The following is a 19,572-nucleotide window of genomic DNA, read 5'->3' on the forward strand; positions in this document are numbered from 1 at the left end:
CGTGAGGCGTCAAGCCTTGGGGTAGCTGGGCGAACTCATCCCTTCATCCTGAAAGGACCGCCCATGCGGAAGCCCAGTACTTCAGCAGGCCCTACCGTGCCTGCGACGCGCACCAGCGCACCAGAACTGCCTCCTGACGTCATCCACGCCGCGATGAGGCGAGGTGACGTGCTTCACGTGCCTGCACGTCGGCTCGTCAAGCCCACGACGCCGCGAACGGTGCACTTGCTCAACATCCCAGCGCTGGCCGCGCCCGTTCAAGCCGAAGCGACGACCGAGGCCGACTTTGTGCGCCTGGCCGCGCTGTGCCCGGCCGTCAAGCAGATCGTCGCGCAGCCCTGCACCCTGCTTTTCGACGGCCGGGCGTATACGCCGGACTACCGCGTTGAGTGCCACGGCGGCGCCGTGTCGTACTGGGAGGTCAAGCTCGAGAAGCGCTTCGATGACTACCGAGCGCTGTTCAACCAGGCTGCGCAATACCTCCACCACCGGGGCGAGCGCTTCTACGCCATCTCCAACGTGTCGCTGCGCTTCCGCGGACAACACCTGCACGCCGAACTGTTGCACCGCTATGGCAAGGCAGCGCCCCCCGAGGACGACGTCTCGCGCGTGCTCGCAGAAGTGCGCGCCCATCCGCATGGGTACTCGGCCGTGCGACTCGCCGCCCGCGCCCGCGCACCGCTAGAGCTGATCTACCACTTGCTCGCTCGCCGCCGGCTGACCTTCAAGCGCCGCATCGGTGAAGCCGACCTCATCACATTGCCCGAATTCCTGGAGAAACAAGATGACCTTCTGCTTGCAAGCTGGCTTGATGTTTCGCCGTGGCGAACGAACGCTGGAATTGATGCGCGAGCTACCGGACGGCAAGCTCGCCCTTGAAGACTGTGTGACACGGCGGCAGGCCTTGTTCGAAAAAGCTGAGTTGCTGAAGCAAGTCTGGAACGGCCGCTTGAAGCTGCTGAATCACGGCGCCGATGCGCCAAGCGAGGCCCGCGCCGCAGCACCAAGCATCCAGACGCTCGCCGTTTTGAAACCAGCGGCGCGCCAGGAGCTTGAACGGCGCCTGGCGTACTTGAAGGGGATCGAACAAGCGCACGTCTCCTTGGGCCGGCGTCCGCAGATCGCGAAGGTGATCGACAGCGTTGCTGCGCGCCTGGGCGACAGCAGGAAGCCGTCGACCTCGGCGGTCATGCGTTGGGCGCGTCAGTTGCATGCAGCTCAGGGGTACGCCGGCGCGGTGGTCGACAAACGGGCGACAAGGAAAGCCCTCCGCCGCATCTCGCCGGTCATGGAGCAGATCGTGGCTAAGGCCTTGCAGCAGATCTACCTGACCCGGGCACGCAACTCGCTCGTCCATACGCAGGCTGTCATCCATGCCGAAGCCGCGAAGAAGGCCCGGGCTGGCCAGATCAGCCAGGACGATGCCCGTATCAGCTTGGCCACGCTGAGCCGCCGCGTCGCTGACATCGACCGCTATCGCGTCATCGAGGCTCGCCAGGGCGCAGCGCGCGCACGCATGGTGTGCAGAACCAGCATGGACGGCGGTGCCGCGGAGTACCCGCTGCAGCGTGTTGAAGTCGACCACACGCCGCTGAACTGGGTCGTCGTCTGCGATCGAACCGGCCTGCCACTGGGACGACCCATGCTGACGGCGCTCGTTGACGCGTTCTCGAACTACGTGCTCGGCTTCTATGTGAGCTTCTATGGAGCCGGCCTCACCAGCGTCTCAGGCGCCTTGCGTTGCGCGGTCCAGGCGAAGGACGACATGACGAAAGGGCTGTCGTTATCCAACCGCTGGCTGGCCGAGGGCGTTCCGGACCGGCTCGTGCTCGACAACGGCCTGGAGTTTCACAGCCCGGTCTTCCAGTTGATGGGCTGGGAGTTGGGCATGGACTTCACCTACTGCCGGGTTCGTACGCCCTGGCTGAAGCCGCACGTCGAACGCTTCTTTTCAACGCTTGACACGCTGACGCTGGCCAAAGGGCGCATCCACAAGCGGATGGCGAACGTGGTCGAGATTGACCCGGTCGACGGCGCTGCCGTGATGTTCTCCGAATTCGTCAAAGGCATCGTCCAGTTCGTCGTCGACGTGCATCCCTTCCAGATCAACCAGCGCAAGCTGGCTCGGCCGCACGACCTGTTTCTGGAGGGCATTCAGCGCCGGCCGCCCGTTCATTTCCCGCCGGACCTTGAAGCCCTGCGCCTGACTTCTGCGTTGTCGGCGACGAGAACCGTGGGACCTGGGGGAGTGGAGCTTGCCGGACTGCCCTACGGAGGTCCAGAGCTTCTGGACATGCGCAAGTGCCACGGCGAGCGATTCAAGGCGCTCATCAAGTGGGACCCGGACGACGTGAGCCGCATCTGGGTGCAAGACCCAAGGAGCAAGCAATGGGTGGCCAGCGATTGCCGCTGGCACGCGTACGCCCACGGACTGAGCTCGATCCAGCATCGCACGATCAGGAAGTTCGCGCGCCAGGAGCTGAAGAATTGCAACGCTGTCGAGTACCTGGAGCAGGCCAGGCTGCGGCTCCATGAGCATTGGACTGACGCCACCGCCTGGAAAACTCGTGCCGATCGCAAGCTTGCAGCCGTCATGACGGGCTACACGTCGGCGCGCGTATTGGGCGCGGACGATGTTCAGGCTCTCCCGGGCAAAGGCGCAACACCCCTCCCCGAGCCGCCACCACCGCTGTGCGATGAGGACTTCGAGGCCGTTGTGCTGAAAGGAGCCAGCTCATGGCGCGCGATGTGATCGACGGTGGGTTAGAGCCTGGGGACGACGATGACGGCGAAACGCAGGCACGACGCATGTCGATGTACTCGGTTCAGGCCATCAGGGTGGCCCGCGACGTAGCAGACATGTATATCCTGTTCCCGCAGATCAAGACAGCGCTCGCAGCGTTCGATCGCATCTATCAGCTCTCGCGTGCCGTCTCGATCCCGCAGGGCGCCCTGTTGACCGGGCCGCCCGGGTCGTCCAAGACCAGCGTCGCCCGCTACTTCATGCAGTCGCTGCCGCCTGCTCCTGACGTGGTCGACGGCTTCGGCGCGCTGTACGTGCGCTTGCGGCCAGGGGCTTCCGCCGGAGTGATCGTGTCGCAGGTGCTCAACGCGGTACGGCACCCCTTCACGAACGTCCGCAACGACCGCATCACGCCCATGCGTGACATTGCCTGCGAGTCGTTGCAGCACAAGGGCACCCGGCTTCTGTTCGTCGACGAAGCCCAGTGCCTATGCCTGCGCGGGAGAGGTCGCGCCGCGGACGACAGGGACACATCCGCCGTGAACATGTTGCGCGAGATCATGGATCGCGCGGGCGTCGGGCTCGTGCTCCTAGCGGACCACCGACTGCCCCGCATCGATCAGGTTGATCGGGCGCTGGCCGACCGGGTCTCCGTCACCCTCTCGCTGTCGCACTTCCCGAACGACGGCGCCTGGTCGGCCTTCTTGCGCGGCTTGGCTCTGAACGTTCGAACCCCTAGCCTGCAGCTTCTGACGGAAAGCTCCGTCCGGACTGCCACCCACCTGGCCACGGGAGGCAGCCGACGGGCGACGATGCGCTTGGTCATCGAGTCGGTGCTGATCGCTGTCGATGCCGACGCCAGCGAAGTGAGCCTCGCTCATCTGCGGCTGGCTTTCGAGCGGTCGCACGGTGCAACCACTGAAGTCCCGAATCCGTATGGCAGTGCTTGACCCCCGCCAGCTGCCGGTGCGGCTGCATCTCGCGGCTGCGGAGTCCGGTCTGGGATTCGCGCTGCGTGCGCTGCGCGCCAACGGCATTGCGTTCGAGCAAGGCATGCGATGGCTCGGCCTCGAACGGCACCGGCCCCTTGATGCCGCAGCCGTACGTCGTGTCGCCTGGGCGCTGAATGTGGACGTAGACGAGTTCGGGTCGCGGGTTGTCACCCGAGACCCGGGCGCTGGCCAGGGCTGGGTGAGGTACGCCGGCATGCGCTTTCGCCGACATGTGGCCACCAACCGGCTGTACGCGAAGGTGTGCCCGCAGTGTTTGCGTGAGCATGGCATCACGCGGCTGAGCTGGCAGCTTCGCGCGACGGTGGGTTGCTTTCGCCATGGCTACAGCCTGATCTGGTCATGTCCTCACTGCGGCCAAGCGATCGGCTGGGACCGACCCGATGTCGACATCTGTCGCTGTGGCCGGCACCTCAAGCCGCAGGACGCTCCCCCGGTGGAAGGGGAGGTGCAGTCCTGGCTGTGCTGGCTGGAGACGGCGCTATCTGGCGACGACGCTGTGCCGGTGTCCGGAGCGCTTCCTCAGGCGCTGTTGCACCTCAGCCTCGACGGCGCCTTTGGCATCGTCGAGGCCCTGGGCATTTGTGCGGCGCCCGGGCGCTCGGTGAGGGCCGCGCTGTCGAACTGCAAGACGCTCCCCGAACTGGGCGTCGTGGTGCATCGCGGGCTGGAGCGGCTGAGGACTATCGAGGCCGACGCGGGAGTTCTTATGCGTTGGGCGACGATGGCGAATCAGCCGGCGTTGGCCAGGTTGGCGGCGGATGGAGCGAACGACGAGGACAGAGCGCTGGCGTGGTGGCTTCTGCAGGGGATGCGCAGCGGCGTGGATCACGGGAACACGAGAGCCGGTGGACGGCCACGAGGGCAGCTCCCGCTGTTCATCGCATGAGCGTGTTGCTATTTGGGGTGCCAGCCCCGTTGCCGTTTGAGGCCCCCAGTAGCTGGCTGAGTCGGCTGGCATTGGCCCAGGGCTGCAAGGTCGAGGAGGCTAAGCGCTTCCTTGGCGTTCCATCGCGAGAAGGGCGAGACGTGGACCGTCTTGTGAGGGGTGCTGTTCTGGCCGTTGTGCGGCAGAGGTGCAATCTTCCGGCGCACGCCTTCGCGGAGGTCGAACGCTTTATGGATGCCGCCCCAGAACGCCTTTGGTGCGCCAGCGGCTGGCCACGCTTTCACTACTGCCCTCTTTGCCTGTCCGGGCGGCCGACGGCGTACCTAGATGTTCATTGGCGGCCATTGAGTCGGCGTTATTGCCTGGTCCATGGCTGCCTGCTGGAGAATCGATGCCAGGGCTGTCAGGGATCGGTCACGGGGCCAGGCGACACCATCAGGACCCATGCTGGACGGGAGGGGCACGGGTCGCTGGGGCGATGCCAGCGATGTTGCTTCAATCTGGCGTCGGCGTCCCCCAGGTTCATCGATCCTCTTCGTGCGCTGCCCTTCACGCAGCTTGAACTTCGTTTGATACAAAAGCCTGGATTGATCCCCATCCATGGCGGCCTTGCCCTCGACACGCTGCCCGTGAACATGATCACGGATCCGCACAAGCGTCCGCGGCGCTCTACTCCTTCGAGATCACCATGACAAATACCTCCAAGGCAGCACGTCGCTGGGCTCACGAGCAAGCGCTGGCCAGTACCCGCATTGAGGGCCACCAGCCGAGCCCGGAGTTTCTAGCGGATTGCGAGGCCGTCATCGCCGGAACAATGACCAACGAAGAAGCTCGTGCTGCGAGCTTGGCGCGAGCGCTTGCCAAAGACTCCGAAGTTGCCTGCAGCGGCGGCGGGTTCACCGCGAACAACACGGGCCAGCCGGATGAGGTCGACCGCTCCCGCTAGCAGGCGATGCGACTGCGCAGTGGTCGTGAGCGTCTAGGAATCAGCAGAGTCACAGGCGGCGGCTGCAGTGCCGGGCTGTCCGGCTGACGGGTGGAGTCGCGTGAGCAGGAGGGGACGTCACGTTTGGCGGGCACCTCGGCTAAGAACTGCGGTGCTTGGAGGGCAGATCCCTGCGAACTAGGCCACGCGGGCGATGCAAAGCTGCGCTCTTGGGGAAGTCTTGGAAACGGCACCGTCGTAGAACGAGTTTGCGGTGCCGGGTTGCCTGGCCGACGCCAACTGCTTTCCCTGGCTTGTGGCTCATTCCATGAGCTAGGCGATACCTACCCTTGTGACGCCAGATCCATGGCGCACACCAAGGGAAGCAGATGAGCGAGACACAGCAGGTGGCTGACGGCCAAGCAGGTAAATCTGAGCATCGGGCGCCGAGCCTAATGGATGCCGAAATCAGGACGGTTGCGCTGCTCTTGAAGCAGGAGCTCTTCAAGGATCTGCCCTTTTTCGGCACGTGTGGCTTCGTCGTAGGGTGGCTGATGCTCGTTCAGTACCGGCTCACGCAGAACGGCGTGGGGCCGAAGGATTCGTTGGCGGACGCGCTTTTTTCAGACTTCGTGTCTTTCAACGCGTTCGGGCTCGTGTTCCTTGGCTTGCTGGCCCTCGGTTCGGCGGTCACCTGTTTGGCGGCGCTGAACATTCGCTGGCCCAGGCTTGAGCGCGTGGTTGACCATCTGCAAACTAGGCTGGCGCAACTGGCCAGTTCGATCATCGCTTTCACGCTGGGGCTGTCGCTGACAGCACTTTGCCACTCGCTGCTCACCATCACCGCCGGTGGCGTCGGGCTGTTCTCGATGATCGCGCTGTTCGACGGCATGCTGGTTGTCGGCTTCGGCTCGGCCATGCTGGTGGCGAGGCGCAGGTCCCCCTTCGATCGATGGTGGGTCGGTGTGATGTTCCTGGTTCTCGCTCTCGGCGCGACCCTCTCGCTCATCTTTTGGGGCGTCAAGTAGGCGCATACGCCGGTCCATCGGAGGTTTGGCGCGCCGCCCAAGTTTCATCTTGAACGAAACGGATTCCGGAAAGTTCTATCTTCAGTGAGACGGCGGTTCAAAGTGTCGTGAGGCGGTCGTGGCTAAGCCCGCGACGCTTCGGGCGACCAGTTTCGGCATGAGCGAGAACCGACAGGAGGGTGGTTGCAGGAGCGACAGCAAGCCAATCCGCACTGGCCGTCCGCTTGGTCAGCAGTCCTTCGGCCACTGTTCACCAAGCCCACTGGCGATAGCGTTCGCTTCGTCGCGGTCTACAAGCGTCATCCTTGGTGGGACACGGTCACGGATCTTGGAACTGTCGAGCTGCACCCCCTAAGGGGGCGAGCCAGGCTGCTCGCGGAATGTAAAGAAGCATTGCTGTCGCCCCATCCGCGCCCTCCATAATCCCCGATAGCGCAGATACGTACTATACGCAGAGATAATAGTGATACGCAGTGATATGGCTAGAACATCGCAAGCTGTTGATTTCAGTTGAATAATCTGAATTTTCTATCCGCAAATTGCAAAACTCACAATCTGAGTTAGACTGAAATCACGACATCTGACCCTTGCGACTTATCCTTATTGCACGACCACCGAGTGACTAGGAGATTCTAAGTCGTTGATTTCAAAGGGCGGTGTTTGGAAAATTGAGCCATTCCAGACCACTTGCGACCCGCCATGACGACCATCCCTCTGCCACCTCTCAATGCAGCGCCCGCCGCAACGCCGCCTGCGGCACCCGCCAGCGTGAGCCCAGTCCTGCCCACTGCGGCTATGCCTGTGCTTCCCACGACGCTGCTGCCGACGCCGTTCGATGCGACGGCTCACCTTGAGGCGAAGAATCAGAAGCAGACGGCTAAGGCTCACTCCAAGGCGAAGCAATCGGCCATCGACATCCGAAAGCTGTATTGGCCCGAGGTCACCGACGAAGAATTGTGGCTTCTTGGAGATCGCAAGCGAGGTGGCTTCGCGCAGGTCCCCCGACCGCTATCACTGGTGATGAACATCATCAACGACATCACAAAGCGGAAGTATGGCAAGTCGGTGCCAGCGGGAAAGACGTACCTCGTCCTGTGGCTGCACCACTTCAGCGAAGGTCTGGTGAAGATTCAGAGCGAAGCGGACGCCGCCTACGAAGCTGGCTACGACGGACAGCGGAACATTACGACGTTCCGCGCTCACATGAAGATCCTCCAAGAAATCGGCTTCATCGACTTCCGCAAGGGGCCGAAGGGCCCGATGCAGTACGTCCTGATGCGTAGTCCTTACAAGGTGCTGAAAAAGCTGCACAGCGAGAAGGACGAGCACGGGATGCAGCTCGTCTCGGACGAGCAGTACGCGGCGCTTCTCGAACGCGTCAACGACATCGGTTCTCGCGACGAGCTGGAGGACTGATCATGCAGCGCATTCTGGTTGAGGAGTTCTACCGAGAGCTGGACGCAACGCGCGAGGACTACGTGCGTCACAAGTTCGCTACCGGGGGTTACGCTGGCTGGAAATCCAAGCATGCCAAGCAGTGGCTCGATGGTCGCGAGGCCGCCGCCAAGACGAAACGCGAAGAGTCAGTCCGTTTCTGGACGATAGTCGTCGGCATTACTGGAATCGCCGGGTTGCTCATCACTGGCGCGTCCAGCTTGGTGAAGGGCTAGCCTTTCACCAGGTCAAAACGCAAAAGTCGCCTGCTGATCGTGATGATGTCCTGCCACGACAGCGGTAGTTCTATGACATCGGGCTGGCGGCCCTGAGCGGACTTGTCCACGTGCCGCCAGCTGACTTGGGTCGGCAACGGAGACTGATCCATTTAAAGGATAAGTCTTAGTCATTCACGCCACTACTCATTCACTGGACGATGACCCAAAGTTCATCCCGACGCCACCCCGGCGCCGCTATCCAGAGATTGAACCCATGACCACACTCACCAACAAGGTCGCCATCGTCACCGGCGCTTCCAAGGGCATCGGCGCGGGCATCGCCAAGCAGTTCGCCAAGGCTGGCGCTTCGGTCGTCATCAACTATTCGACCAGCAAAGACGCCGCCCATGCGCTGGTCGACGAGATCACCAGCTCCGGAGGCAAGGCCGCCGCGATTCAAGCCGACTTCTCGAAGACGGCCGACATCAAACGCCTGTTCGAAGAAACCAAGCGGATCTTCGGCACGCTGGACATCCTCGTGAACAACGCCGGCGTCTACGCCTTCGGCCCCGTCCAGGACGCCACGGAGCAGGAGTTCCACCGCGAGTTCAACACCAACGTGCTGGGCCTGATCACCGCGACGCAGGAAGCCGCGAAACACTTCGGCCCGAACGGCGGCAGCATCATCAACATCAGCTCCATCGCCAGCATCGGCTACATGCCCAACTCCGCCGTCTATGCGGCGTCCAAGAGCGCCGTCGACGCCGTCACGCGCGTGACCTCGGTCGAACTCGCGCCCAAGAAGATCCGCGTCAACAGCATCGCGCCGGGTACCACGATCACCGAAGGCATCGCGGCGCTGGATCTGCCGAAGGAGGCTGTCGACGCCTTGATCGCCACGATCCCGCTCGGTCGACCGGGTCAGCCGGAAGACATCGCGCGCGTCGCGCAGTTCCTGGCCTCGGACGATTCGGCCTGGGTGACCGGCGAACGCCTCACGGCCTCCGGCGGCCAGCGCCTCTGATCAGCGAGGCAGCTCGGCGATCAGGTACTCGACGAACGCCCTGGCCGAGGGCTTGGGCGCCCGACCCGGCGTGAACATGCCGTGGACCTCGACATCGTTCATCTTCCAGTCGGGGAGCAGTTGGACGAGCGCGCCGCTCGCGAGTTCAGAACGGCAACCCCAGAGCGCCGTCGTGACGACGCCCATCCCCGCAACGGCGGCGGCGACGGCGCCTTCGTTGATGGACACGCTCAGCCGACTGTCGAGGCGGACCGTCATGTCCCGACCGTCCTTCCGGAAGAACCATCCCGCGGCACTTGTGCCCGTCGGGCCGACGATGGCCGTGAGGCTCGTGAGGTCGCCCGGGGTCCTGGGCGTGCCGTTCGACTTCAGGTAGGCCGGGGATGCCGCGATCAAGCGATGCGTGCGGCCGATGAGGCGCGCGGTCGCGCTGGAGTCGGCCAGTGCGCCGATACGCAACGCGACGTCGACGCCCTCCTTGAGGGTGTCCTGGCGCTGATCACTCATCAACAGATTGACGTTCAACAACGGATGCAGGTCGAGGAAGCCCGGCAGCAAGGGAACGATTTCGCGGACGCCGAAGCTCGCGGACAAGGCCACACGCAGCGAGCCGCGCAGTTCCAGCGACCCTCGCGCCACATGATCGGCTTCTTCGAGGGAAGCCAGGATCCCCTCGACGCGCGCCAGGTAGTCCGTCCCCGCATCCGTCAGCGTGAGCGCCCGCGTCGTGCGGGTGACCAGCGCCGCGCCGACGTCCTGCTCCAGCGCCGCGATGATGCGCGAGACCGACGGCTGGGACAGGTCCAGCTCCCGCGCGGCGGCCGAGAAACTTCCGGTGCGGGCGACGCGTACGAAGACCCTCAGGGCCAGCAGCTTGTCGTTCATGGGTTGCAGCCTTGAATCGGATTTGCCGCCTCCTCGACCAGCCACGCGGCGACGTCTTCCAACGGCGCCTCGCTGCGTCCGCGCCGTGGCGACACGAGGTAGTAATCGAGCCCCAGGTGCAGCACCTGCGGCGTCACCTGCACCAGCCGACCGGCCGCGAGATCGGACTCGATGAAGAACCGGCCGGTGAGTGCCAGGCCTTGCCCGGCGATCGCCGCATCGATCGCCAGTCCTGTCTGGTTGAACCGGATGCCCTTGGACGACTTGGCCGGTGAAGACGTCACGCCCAGTTGCGCGAGAAAAGCGGGCCACGAGTCATGCCCGTCGTGGATCAGCGGGCCATTCGCCAGCCGCTTCGGTGTCAGGGCTTGCGCGCCGGCGAGCATCGCCGGACTCCCCACCGCGATCAGATCGTTCTCGAGCAGCAGTCGCGCCTCGACGCCCGGGCCGAACGGCGGACGCCCACAGCGGATCGACAGATCCACGCCCTCCGAATGGAAGCTGGACACCCGTTCCGTCGCCAGCACCCGCAGGTCGATGTCGGGATGCCGCGCGGCGAAGCGGGGCAGACGCGGCAACAGCCACTTGGTGGCGATCGTCGGGGCCACGCTGATCGTGACATGCCGGTCGCCTGGTCGCAGCAGGCGCGTGGCCTCGGCGATCTCCTCCAGCGCGAGCCGCACGCGGCGTGCGTAGGCCGCGCCGGCGCCCGTCGGCGTCAGGCCGCGTGGATGCCGTTCGAAGAGCTTGATGCTCAGCTCGACCTCCAGCGCGCGGATCTGCTGCGCCACGGCGCCCTGCGTGACATCGAGTTCCTCAGCCGCGAGCCGGAAATTCAGATGCCGCGCCACGACTTCGAAGACGCGGAGCGCCTTCAGCGACGGGAGCCCTTCCAGCGGAACGTTCATGGACTGGACTGTAGCTTTTCTACTGGATTAATGTAGCCGGGCGGACTCCCCGGATCGAGACGGCGCTGATAGCGTATCGCTCAACGTGAGCAGACGCCATCCGGCGACCGCACGACATCTGCACGACAAAGGAAGAGCGCCATGACAGCCAATGAGACAGCCGACAAGACAGTAGAAAAGGTCGCCATCGTCACCGCTGGCGGCAGCGGCATGGGCGCCGCCGCGGCGCGCCGTCTCGCCCAGGACGGCTTCCGGGTCGCCGTGCTCTCCTCGTCGGGCAAGGGCGAAGCCCTCGCGCACGAACTGGGCGGCATCGGGGTCACCGGATCCAACCAGTCCGAGTCGGATCTGCAAGGCCTCGTCGATCAGGTGCTGGCGCGCTGGGGTCGCATCGACGTGCTGGTCAACAGCGCCGGACATGGCCCCCGCGGCCCGTTGCTCGAGCTCTCCGACGACGACTGGCACCGCGGCCTGGACACCTACCTGCTCAACGTCGTGCGCGCGTCGCGGGCCGTGGTGCCGACGATGCAGCGGCAGAAGTCCGGCACCATCATCAACATCTCGACGGCGTGGGCCGTCGAACCGTCTGGCCAGTTCCCGACTTCGGGCGTGTTCCGGGCGGGCCTGTCCGCCTTCACGAAGATCTTCGCGGACACCTACGCGGCGGACAACATCCGCATGAACAACGTGCTGCCCGGGTGGATCGACAGCCTGCCGGCGACCGACGAACGCCGCGACAGCGTGCCGATGCAGCGCTACGGACGCAGCGACGAGATCGCCGCGACGATCGCGTTCCTGGCGTCCGAAGGCGCCGGCTACATCACGGGCCAGAACCTGCGCGTCGACGGCGGCCTGACGAGATCCCTGTAAGACGCCATCGCTGTCGGAGCGCTCCATGCATGCACTGGTCTTCCACCAATTCGGCGATGCCGACGTCCTCCACTACGAGGCGGTGCCCGATCCCGTGCCGGGCGCCGGACAGGCGCTGGTGCGCATGCGCGCCGTCGGCCTGAACTTCGCGGACGTCTACCGCCGCAAGGGCAACTATCACCTGGCCGGCTCCCCGCCGTGGATCCTGGGCTACGAGGGCGCGGGCGAGATCGTCTCGGCGCCTGAGGGCAGCGGCCTGCGGCCCGGTCAGCGGGTCGGTTTCGCCGACAGCCCGTTCGCCAACGCGGAGCTTTGCGCGGTCGATGTGAGCCGTCTCATTCCGCTGCCGGACGACACCTCGTTCGAGACCGCCGCCGGCTGCCTGCTGCAGGGCCTGACGGCGCAGTACCTGTGCCGCGACAGCTACGCGGTGCGGCCCGGCGACTGGGCCGTCGTTCACGCGGCGGCGGGCGGCGTGGGGCTGCTGCTCGTGCAGATCCTGCGGCACCTGGGCGCGCGGGTCATCGGCATCGCGTCGACCGACGCCAAACGGCAGGCCGTGCGCGAGGTCGGCGCCGACGCCGTGATCGCGACCGACGGATGGGGGGATGCCGTGAAGGCGCTCACCGGAGGCCGCGGCGCGGACGTGGTGTACGACTCGGTCGGCACCACGCTGCGCGACAGCCTCGATGCCGCGCGCATCGGCGGCACGATCGTGTTCTACGGCATGGCAGCGGGCGACCCGGCGCCGGTGGATCCCCGGCTGCTCATGGATCGCTCGCTGACTCTCGTGGGTGGTGATCTGTGGAACGTGCTCACGACCGCCGAAGAGCGCCAGACCCGCGCGACAGAGCTGTTCGGCTGGATCCGGTCAGGCGTCGTGCGACTGCGCCTCTCGCAGACGCTCGCGTTGCGGGACGGCGCGCAGGCGCACCGGGCGCTCGAAAGCCGTCAAGCCATCGGCAAGATCGTGTTGCTGCCGTGAGTCCGCCAGCCCTCACCGCACTTGTTGCGCCTGCGGCGTTTGCCGCGCTTACTGCGCCGGCTTCCTGAACCGCAGCACGAAGCGGTCGGTCTTCCCACGGATCGCCGGATCGAAGACCTTCAGCGTGCGGTCGTCGGCGGGATTGGCCAGCGCGTCGGTTTCCCCGTCGAGCACGAAGCCGGCCTTCAGCACTTCGGCCTTCACCGTCTCGCGGTCGATCCGGTGCAGGTCCTCGGTGTTCTTCAGACCTGACCCCGCCACGGCGGAATGGTCGGCCACGATGTAGTAGCCGCCCGGCTTCAGCAGGCTGAAGACCGCCTTGTTGTAGGCGTTCACGTCCGCCCCCTTCATGAAGCTGTCGTGGAAGTCGTGATAGTTCTCGAAGGTCCAGAAGACGTCGAGCGTGTTGTGGATCGCCGCCGGCGGCTGCTCCGCGAGCGGGCTCGAGGTCTGCTCGACATTGCCGTGGCCGGGCTCCAAGGCGATCGCCCGGGCGGTCGCCGCCGGGTTGGACTTGAAGACGGCGAACTCGGCCGGCACGTAGGCGTAGACCCGGCCGGTCGACCCGACGAGGGTCGAGAAGATCCGTGTCCAGTAGCCGCCGCCGGGCACCGCGTCGATGACCTTGTCGCCAGGCTTCACCTTGGAGAAGGCGACCAGGTCCACCGGTCGGCGCGAAGCGTCCTGCTGGACGTCCTTGGCCGGCCGGGTCGCATCGGCGACCGCGGCGGCGACGGCCGGCGAGGTGGAGAGCGCGGTGGCGGGCGTCTGCGCCACAGCCAATGAGGACACGAGCGCCGCGGCGGTCGCGATGGCAAACAGTCTTGAACTCATCGTGGGTCCTTCTGCAAGTTGGTGATGGCTGGCGGCGTCAGGCGGCGCCAGGCGGCTTCAGGCGGCGTAGCCCTTGGACGCGCGCATCGTCAGCGCGACCGTCGTCCCCTTCTCGGGCGCGCTCTCGATCCTGAGCGTCGCCCCCAGCGTCTGGGCCCGTTCCCGCATCGACGCGAGTCCCATGTGCCCGTGCTTGCCGGTCGCGGCGAGATCCACCGGCATGCCGGCGCCGTCATCCCTCAGCTCGACCCGCAGCCGCCACCATCCGAAGCGCCAGGTCATTGTGATCCGGTTGGCCCGGGCATGCCGGAAGGCATTCAGCAGCGCCTCGCCGAAGATCAGCCGCAGCTCGTCGCGAACCTCCGCCCGCAGCGGCCGCTCCTGGCCGACGATCTCGAGCCGGAACTCGCCGTCGTAGTCCCGCGCCAGCTGCGAGGCGATGTCCTCCAGCGCCCTCGGCAGACTGGCACCGATCGGCGTCGTCCCGCGCAGTGCCATCACGCGGCGTCGGCTTTCGTCCAGCACGCCGTCGGCCATGACCAGGTCCGCATCGATCGCCGCGCGCACCGGGTGCGCCGGCGGCAACTGCGCCGAGTGCGTCTCGAAGCGCAGGATCAGCCCCTGCACGCCCTGCAGCAGCGTGTCGTGCAGTTCGCGGGCGATGCGGTCGCGCTCGGCCATGCGGGTGCGCATCTTCTCGCGCGCACGCCGCGCGGCCTGTCTCAGCCGCAGCCGGTGCAAAGCCCAGATCAACGCGATGGCCGCGGCCACGCACAGCACTCGGAACACCACCGTCTGGTACCAGGCGGCCGGAATGACGATGTCCTGGATCGCCTCTTCCGGCGCCACGACGCCGTCGCTGTTGATGGCCAGCACATGGAAGCGGTAGCTCCCCGGTCCCAGGCTGTTGTAGACCGTCTCCCGCCGCGCGCCCGCGTCGCGCCAGCGGGTGTCCACGCCATCCAGCCGGTAGCGGAAACGCACCCGCTCCGGCACCGCGAGGTTGGCCGCGGAGAAGCGCAGCTCCATCATCTCGGCGTGTTTGGGCAGCGTCACCGTCGCGCCCGACGGGTAGTCGACGCCGTGGGCGCGCAGGCCGGTGATGCGCACCACCGGCGCCACCGGGTTGTTGCGCGGTCGCACGGGATCGAGCCACGCCACGCCGGTCGTGCCCGCGAACCACAGGCGGCCGTCCGCGGCCTCCACCACGCTCGGCTGCGGCCAGAACGCGGTCGCGCCGCCGGGATGCCCGTCCAGGGTGTCCAGCACCTCGACCTTCAGGGGCTGCACGGGATCGGCGAGGTAGGCGCGCAGGTCGTCGCGCCGCACGTGCACCGCGCCCTTGCGTCCGTTAAGCCAGAGGTCGCCGGTCACCGTCTCCGCGATCCCGGACACGCCGGCCAGCGTTTCCGGCACCTCCGTCGTCAAGGGCACGAAGCGGTTGTCCCAGAGGATCGCCACGCCGCGCTCACCCGCGATCAGCAGGCGCGTGCGGCCGGCGTAGACATGCAGCACGTCGCCCACGTCGACGCCCTGCGCCGGTCCGAACCGGCGCACCTTGCCGTCGTTCCAGCGCAGGACCTGGTTGTCCTTCAGCCCGAACCAGTAGGTGCCGTCGCCAGCCCAGGTCACAGCCGCCTCGAGCGGCGACGGCAGCCCGGGCAGCGCCAGCGGCTGCCAGCGGCCCTCCTCCCAGGTCTGCACGCCGCCGCGCTGGAAGGCCACCATCAGGCCGTCGCCGTAGGGGACGATGCCGCTGATCCAGCGCTCGCCGACGCCCGGCGGTCGGGGGACCTCCGCCCATCGCGCGCCCTCGCGACGCCAGAGCCCGGCCGGCCCGACGAGCCAGAGCCGCCCCTGGCGGTCACGGCCCGTCGCGGTGATCTGCGCGCTGGGCGCCGCGACCTTCTCGGCTTCGCTCGCACTGCCCGACAGGCGCCACACGGTCGACGCCACCGGCGAGAACGCCGCCACGGTCACCCCGCCGTCCGGATCCGCCGCGAGCGCGAAGTTGCTGGTGGCGCGCGGCATCGGCGCGGGCACGAGCGGCGCGCGCCGGAAGCGGTCCAGCCCGGTCTTGGTCGCGACCCACAGGCTGCCCTCCGCATCCTCCAGGATCATCATCCCGAAGTCGCCCGACAGGCCCTCGGGGGCGGCGAAGCGCTCGTACTCGCCGGTCAGGGGCACGCGGTCCCCCTCCAGCGGCCAGGGCAGCCGGCGGCGGCACAGCCCCGCCGGGCAGAAGACGGTCCACAGGTTGCCGTCGCGGTCCACCACCGTCGACGATCCGCGCCGCGTCGACAGCCGCGGATCCCGCGCCACCGGCAGCCGCGACAGCGCCGGCACCTTGCGCATCTCGTTCGCGAAGACCAGCCAGGCCTCGCTGCGCAGCACCTGCAGGCTGGTCGCGTCCTTGCAGTCGCCGACCATGCGGAACCGGGTCTCGCCCAGCGGCAGGCCGAGCAGGCGGTCGTTGTCGCAGAGCCAGACCGTGCCGCGGCCGTCCACGACCACGCCGTCGATGGCGCGCCCCTCCACGCCCCACGACGCGCCGATGCGTTCCCAGCGGTCGTTCTCGAAGCGGAAGAGCTCCGTGGCGCCGCCCGCCCAGATCGCGCCGTCCGCGTCCTCGGCGATGTAGCGGATGCGGGCGGACGCCACCTGTTCCGTCGCCGGCACGCGCCAGACCTGGTCCCCGCGGATCCGCACCAGCCCGCGCGGGAAGAAGGCGGCCCACAGGTCGCCGCCGGACGTCGCCAGCACCTTCGCCACGGTGCCCGACGGGAACTCTGCGGGCGGCGTCGGGTGGAAGCGCTCGAAGCGCACGCCGTCGAAGCGGGTCAGGCCGTTGGGCCCGCCCATCCAGAGCAGGCCGTCCGGCGTCTGGGCCATGGTCCAGGTCTCCATCGGCACGCCGTCCGCCGCCGTCCAGGCGCGGTGATGGAACTGGTTCAAGGCCAGCGTGCGATCCAGCGCCCGGGCCGGATCGGCGGCCAGCAGCAGCATCGCGACCAGCAGCGCCGTCATGACCCCCGCGATCCGGCGCAGCCTCGTCGCCACCGGCGAAAGCCGGAGCGTGAAGCGTGTGGCGACGGACATTGCAAGGGACAAGGTCATGGGGCCGGAACACTATCAGAAGCAGCGACAGGATCGAGCGAGCCGTGGGGGTGGGGCGAGGCGTCGGCGCGACAGCGCCGGGCTAACTCTTTCGAGGGAGGGGCATCGTCCCCGGGGGCGATCCGGGCTGTCGGCTGCGGCTACGCTTCGCCTTTCGCGCCGCTGATCCGGCGTTTCCGAACTGACCGCTGACCGCGCGTGAACGACTCCGCTCCGACCTCCTCCCCCATCACCGTGATGGCTGTCGACGACCATGCGCTGATGCGCAGCGGCATCACGACGGTCATCGACGCCGAGCCCGACATGCGCATGGTGGCCGAGGCCACGACCGGCCTGGAGGCGCTGTCGCGCTTCCGCCAGCACCAGCCCGACGTGACGCTGATGGACCTGCGCATGCGGGACATGGACGGCATCGAGGCGATGACCGCCATCCGGCGCGAGTTCCCGCAGGCGCGGATCGTGATCCTGACGACCTTCCCCGGCGACTTCCAGGCCGCGCGTGCGATCAAGGCGGGCGCGGTGGGCTACCTGCTCAAGGGGCTGATGCGCACGGAGTTGCTGGACACCATCCGCGGCGTGCATGCCGGCCGGATGATGCTGCCGCCGGCGATCGAGGCCGCCATCGCGCAACACGCCGGCAGCCGCGCGCTGTCGCTGCGCGAGACGCAGGTGCTGCGCCTGGTGGCGCTGGGTCATGCCAACAAGGAAGTGGCGGAGCATCTCTCGCTGACCGAGGAGACGGTGAAGGTCCACATGCGGACCATCCTCGGCAAGCTGGCCGCGAAGGACCGCACGCATGCGGTCACGATCGCGCTGAAGCGAGGGATCATCGAGCTCTGAACGGCGTCACGCCGGCTGGTCGTCACTGACGACGGCTGACAGCGGCTGGCGGACCAGGTCTCAGACGTTGTTGTCGTTCCCTGCGCCCATCGGCGTCATCGCGATGGGCGGTTGCGGTGTCGTCGCCGCCGGCTCGTCCTTCTTGAACATCGGCGCCAGGTTCATCTTGGTGTTGATCCAGAAGTTGAGGCCGGCCCAGGCCGGCGCGCTGGACGCGGCCGCCTTGGCGAACGGGTTGGCGTCGGTCAGCGTCTTGCCCAGCCCGACGGGGATGCCCACCGGCAGGGTCAGGCCCCAGTTGATCATCATGCGGGCGGCCATGCCGGCCTTCATGGTCGCGTAGTCCACCTTGTCGTTGACGGCGGTGCCGCCAGTCGCGCCAGGCAGCTTGCTCTTCATGATCGTGCTGGTCAGGTCGGACACGGTGTCGAAGCCGGCGCTCACGGCGCGCTGCGCCACCGCCGTGACCATCATCGCGGTGGCCTGTGCCATCGGCTCGGGCATGCCCTTGGCCTTGAAGGCCTCCGTCATCGCGGGCGTCAGCTTGGCCGACAGGGCCACGCCGCTCATGCCGCCGGCCATCGCCGTCCACATGTCGTTGAAGCCCGCCATCACGCGCGGGCCCTCGCGTTGCAGGAAGGTGTCGCCCGGCAGCTTGATCGTCGCGCCCAGCGAGGGTTTGGTCTTCATGTGCTCGCCGATGAACTCCTTGCCCAGCGCGGCGGCCAGTCCGCCCAGCACGCTGGACGACACGCCGAGCGCCTCCTTCGACGCCCCCGCCGCGCCGGCACTCATCAGCGTGATCGCCTGCACCGCCCAGGCGATGGCGTGGCCGCCACCGTAGGTCGTCGCGCGCTGTCCGAGCGTGGCCAGCAGGGCGTCGGTGAGCTGCTTGCCGGAGACGTTGGCGGGCGGCGTACCGGTGGTGGCCACCGTCGTGGCTGCGGCGGCGGCGATCGGGGTGGGAGTTGGCGTAGGCGTCGGCGTCGGCGTCGGCGTCGGCGTCGGCGTCGGCGTCGGCGTCTGAGGCGACGTGAGGTTCAGACGCGGCGGCCCGGAAGAGGTCTTGGCCGGCAGCTTAGGCGCGAGCAGGGAGGGGCCTCCGAGCGAGGTCGCGGGACGTTTGCCCGCCGCAGTCGAGCTCTCCGGCAACTGGGGCTTGCTCTCGGAGACCGGCGAGTCGGGCAGGGGCACCTTGCTCGGCGAGACCGGCGTTTCAGGCAGCGGCACCTTGCTTGGCGACACGGGGCTGTCGGGCAGCGCGATCTTGCTCGGTGACACCGGCGTCTCCGGCAATGCCACCTTGCTCGGCGAGACCGGGGTCTCGGGCAAGGGCACCTTGCTTGGCGACACGGGCGTCTCGGGCAATGGCACCTGACTCGGCGAGACAGCCTGCGACTGGACGGGCGGGATGTTGGTGTCGAGTCTGAGCGCCGGGCGCGCCGGCGTGGGGTTGCCCGAGGGCAGCGCCGTCGTCGCGGTCTGTTGCGAAGGCAGCGTCGGCAGCGAATTCGAGCGGCGCGGCGGAGCGCCGGCCCCGGCGGACGAAGGACCCGCCGGACGTGCCGCCAGTCCCGGGAACTGTGTCGCCGCGCCGCCGCCCTGCCCGCCTGCCGGCGTCGAGACCGGTGTGTTCGGCGGCGCGCTGGGCGTCGTGTCGATCGGCGACGGGACGGCGCGGTTCTGGACGTTGGACAACATGAGCGCCTTCCTTTGCAGACGTGGTCTGCCGGCGACATCAGGAGGTCCACGTCGAACGCCACGCGGGCGCTCGAACCTCATCCGGCAGCGAGGAGGTCACTGTCGGACGGCGATGCTGTCAAGGCGTTAGGGTAGGCGAATCGGAGGACGGCGATGCGAAG

At 67.0% G+C, this 19,572-nt stretch carries 18 protein-coding genes; 13 read left to right on the top strand and 5 right to left on the bottom strand.

What is annotated here, in order from left to right; genetic code table 11:
- Positions 1-63 precede the first annotated feature (63 nt).
- The 10 genes from VF536_RS11625 (at position 64) to VF536_RS11665 (ending at position 9,271) form a co-directional block, all read left to right on the top strand.
- The gene (locus VF536_RS11625) at positions 64-879 is read left to right on the top strand and encodes a hypothetical protein (protein WP_331615004.1); all 816 of its coding nucleotides are present in this window, start codon (positions 64-66) and stop codon (positions 877-879) included.
- Positions 785-2,752, top strand: a complete 1,968-nt coding sequence (locus tag VF536_RS11630; protein ID WP_331615005.1) for a Mu transposase C-terminal domain-containing protein — start codon at positions 785-787, stop codon at positions 2,750-2,752. The genes VF536_RS11625 and VF536_RS11630 overlap by 95 nt, the downstream gene beginning before the upstream one ends.
- The gene (locus tag VF536_RS11635) at positions 2,737-3,693 is read left to right on the top strand and encodes a TniB family NTP-binding protein (RefSeq protein WP_331615006.1); all 957 of its coding nucleotides are present in this window, start codon (positions 2,737-2,739) and stop codon (positions 3,691-3,693) included. Before VF536_RS11630 ends, VF536_RS11635 begins: the two co-directional genes overlap by 16 nt.
- Entirely contained in the window at positions 3,680-4,642 is a 963-nt protein-coding gene (locus tag VF536_RS11640) for a TniQ family protein (protein ID WP_331615007.1), read from the top strand. The genes VF536_RS11635 and VF536_RS11640 overlap by 14 nt, the downstream gene beginning before the upstream one ends.
- Positions 4,639-5,334, top strand: a complete 696-nt coding sequence (locus VF536_RS27725) for a TniQ family protein (protein WP_414710346.1) — start codon at positions 4,639-4,641, stop codon at positions 5,332-5,334. Before VF536_RS11640 ends, VF536_RS27725 begins: the two co-directional genes overlap by 4 nt.
- Complete coding sequence (locus tag VF536_RS11645) at positions 5,331-5,588, top strand: antitoxin VbhA family protein (RefSeq protein WP_331615008.1); 258 nt, start codon at positions 5,331-5,333, stop codon at positions 5,586-5,588. Before VF536_RS27725 ends, VF536_RS11645 begins: the two co-directional genes overlap by 4 nt.
- A gap of 368 nt (positions 5,589-5,956) precedes the next feature.
- Positions 5,957-6,595, top strand: a complete 639-nt coding sequence (locus VF536_RS11650; RefSeq protein ID WP_331615009.1) for a hypothetical protein — start codon at positions 5,957-5,959, stop codon at positions 6,593-6,595.
- Positions 6,596-7,294: 699 nt separating this feature from the next.
- Complete coding sequence (locus VF536_RS11655) at positions 7,295-8,011, top strand: hypothetical protein (protein ID WP_331615010.1); 717 nt, start codon at positions 7,295-7,297, stop codon at positions 8,009-8,011.
- A gap of 2 nt (positions 8,012-8,013) precedes the next feature.
- A complete protein-coding gene (locus VF536_RS11660) occupies positions 8,014-8,265 on the top strand; it encodes a hypothetical protein (protein ID WP_331615011.1) in 252 nt (83 codons plus the stop codon).
- Positions 8,266-8,521: 256 nt separating this feature from the next.
- A complete protein-coding gene (locus VF536_RS11665; protein ID WP_331615012.1) occupies positions 8,522-9,271 on the top strand; it encodes a glucose 1-dehydrogenase in 750 nt (249 codons plus the stop codon).
- Here VF536_RS11665 and VF536_RS11670 read toward each other — a convergent pair whose 3' ends face one another.
- Entirely contained in the window at positions 9,272-10,156 is an 885-nt protein-coding gene (locus VF536_RS11670) for a LysR family transcriptional regulator (protein WP_331615013.1), read from the bottom strand.
- A complete protein-coding gene (locus VF536_RS11675; protein ID WP_331615014.1) occupies positions 10,153-11,064 on the bottom strand; it encodes a LysR substrate-binding domain-containing protein in 912 nt (303 codons plus the stop codon). The genes VF536_RS11670 and VF536_RS11675 overlap by 4 nt, the downstream gene beginning before the upstream one ends.
- Positions 11,065-11,205: 141 nt before the next feature.
- Here VF536_RS11675 and VF536_RS11680 point away from each other — a divergent pair, with 141 nt between their 5' ends.
- On the top strand, positions 11,206-11,934 hold the full coding sequence (locus tag VF536_RS11680; RefSeq protein WP_331615015.1) for an SDR family oxidoreductase: 729 nt from the start codon (positions 11,206-11,208) through the stop codon (positions 11,932-11,934).
- A 25-nt stretch (positions 11,935-11,959) separates the two neighbouring features.
- Positions 11,960-12,919: a quinone oxidoreductase gene (locus tag VF536_RS11685; RefSeq protein WP_331615016.1), complete on the top strand. Its 960-nt coding sequence runs from the start codon at positions 11,960-11,962 to the stop codon at positions 12,917-12,919.
- A 48-nt stretch (positions 12,920-12,967) separates the two neighbouring features.
- On the opposite strand, the gene VF536_RS11690 is transcribed toward VF536_RS11685, so the two are convergent.
- Both VF536_RS11690 and VF536_RS11695 read right to left on the bottom strand, forming a co-directional pair.
- A complete protein-coding gene (locus tag VF536_RS11690) occupies positions 12,968-13,753 on the bottom strand; it encodes a methyltransferase (protein WP_331615017.1) in 786 nt (261 codons plus the stop codon).
- A 57-nt stretch (positions 13,754-13,810) separates the two neighbouring features.
- Positions 13,811-16,852: a sensor histidine kinase gene (locus VF536_RS11695; RefSeq protein WP_331615018.1), complete on the bottom strand. Its 3,042-nt coding sequence runs from the start codon at positions 16,850-16,852 to the stop codon at positions 13,811-13,813.
- 255 nt (positions 16,853-17,107) lie between these two features.
- On the opposite strand from VF536_RS11695, the gene VF536_RS11700 reads away from it, so the two are divergent.
- Positions 17,108-17,710 carry a response regulator transcription factor gene (locus tag VF536_RS11700; RefSeq protein WP_349257487.1) on the top strand — a complete coding sequence of 201 codons (603 nt, stop codon included), beginning with the start codon at positions 17,108-17,110 and terminating at the stop codon, positions 17,708-17,710.
- Between the two features lie 60 nt (positions 17,711-17,770).
- Here the strand turns inward: VF536_RS11700 and VF536_RS11705 are convergent, their stop codons facing one another.
- A complete protein-coding gene (locus VF536_RS11705) occupies positions 17,771-19,411 on the bottom strand; it encodes a hypothetical protein (RefSeq protein WP_331615020.1) in 1,641 nt (546 codons plus the stop codon).
- Positions 19,412-19,572 lie beyond the last annotated feature (161 nt).

This window comes from Roseateles sp. (assembly GCF_036486225.1).
Classification (GTDB): Bacteria; Pseudomonadota; Gammaproteobacteria; order Burkholderiales; family Burkholderiaceae_C; genus Roseateles.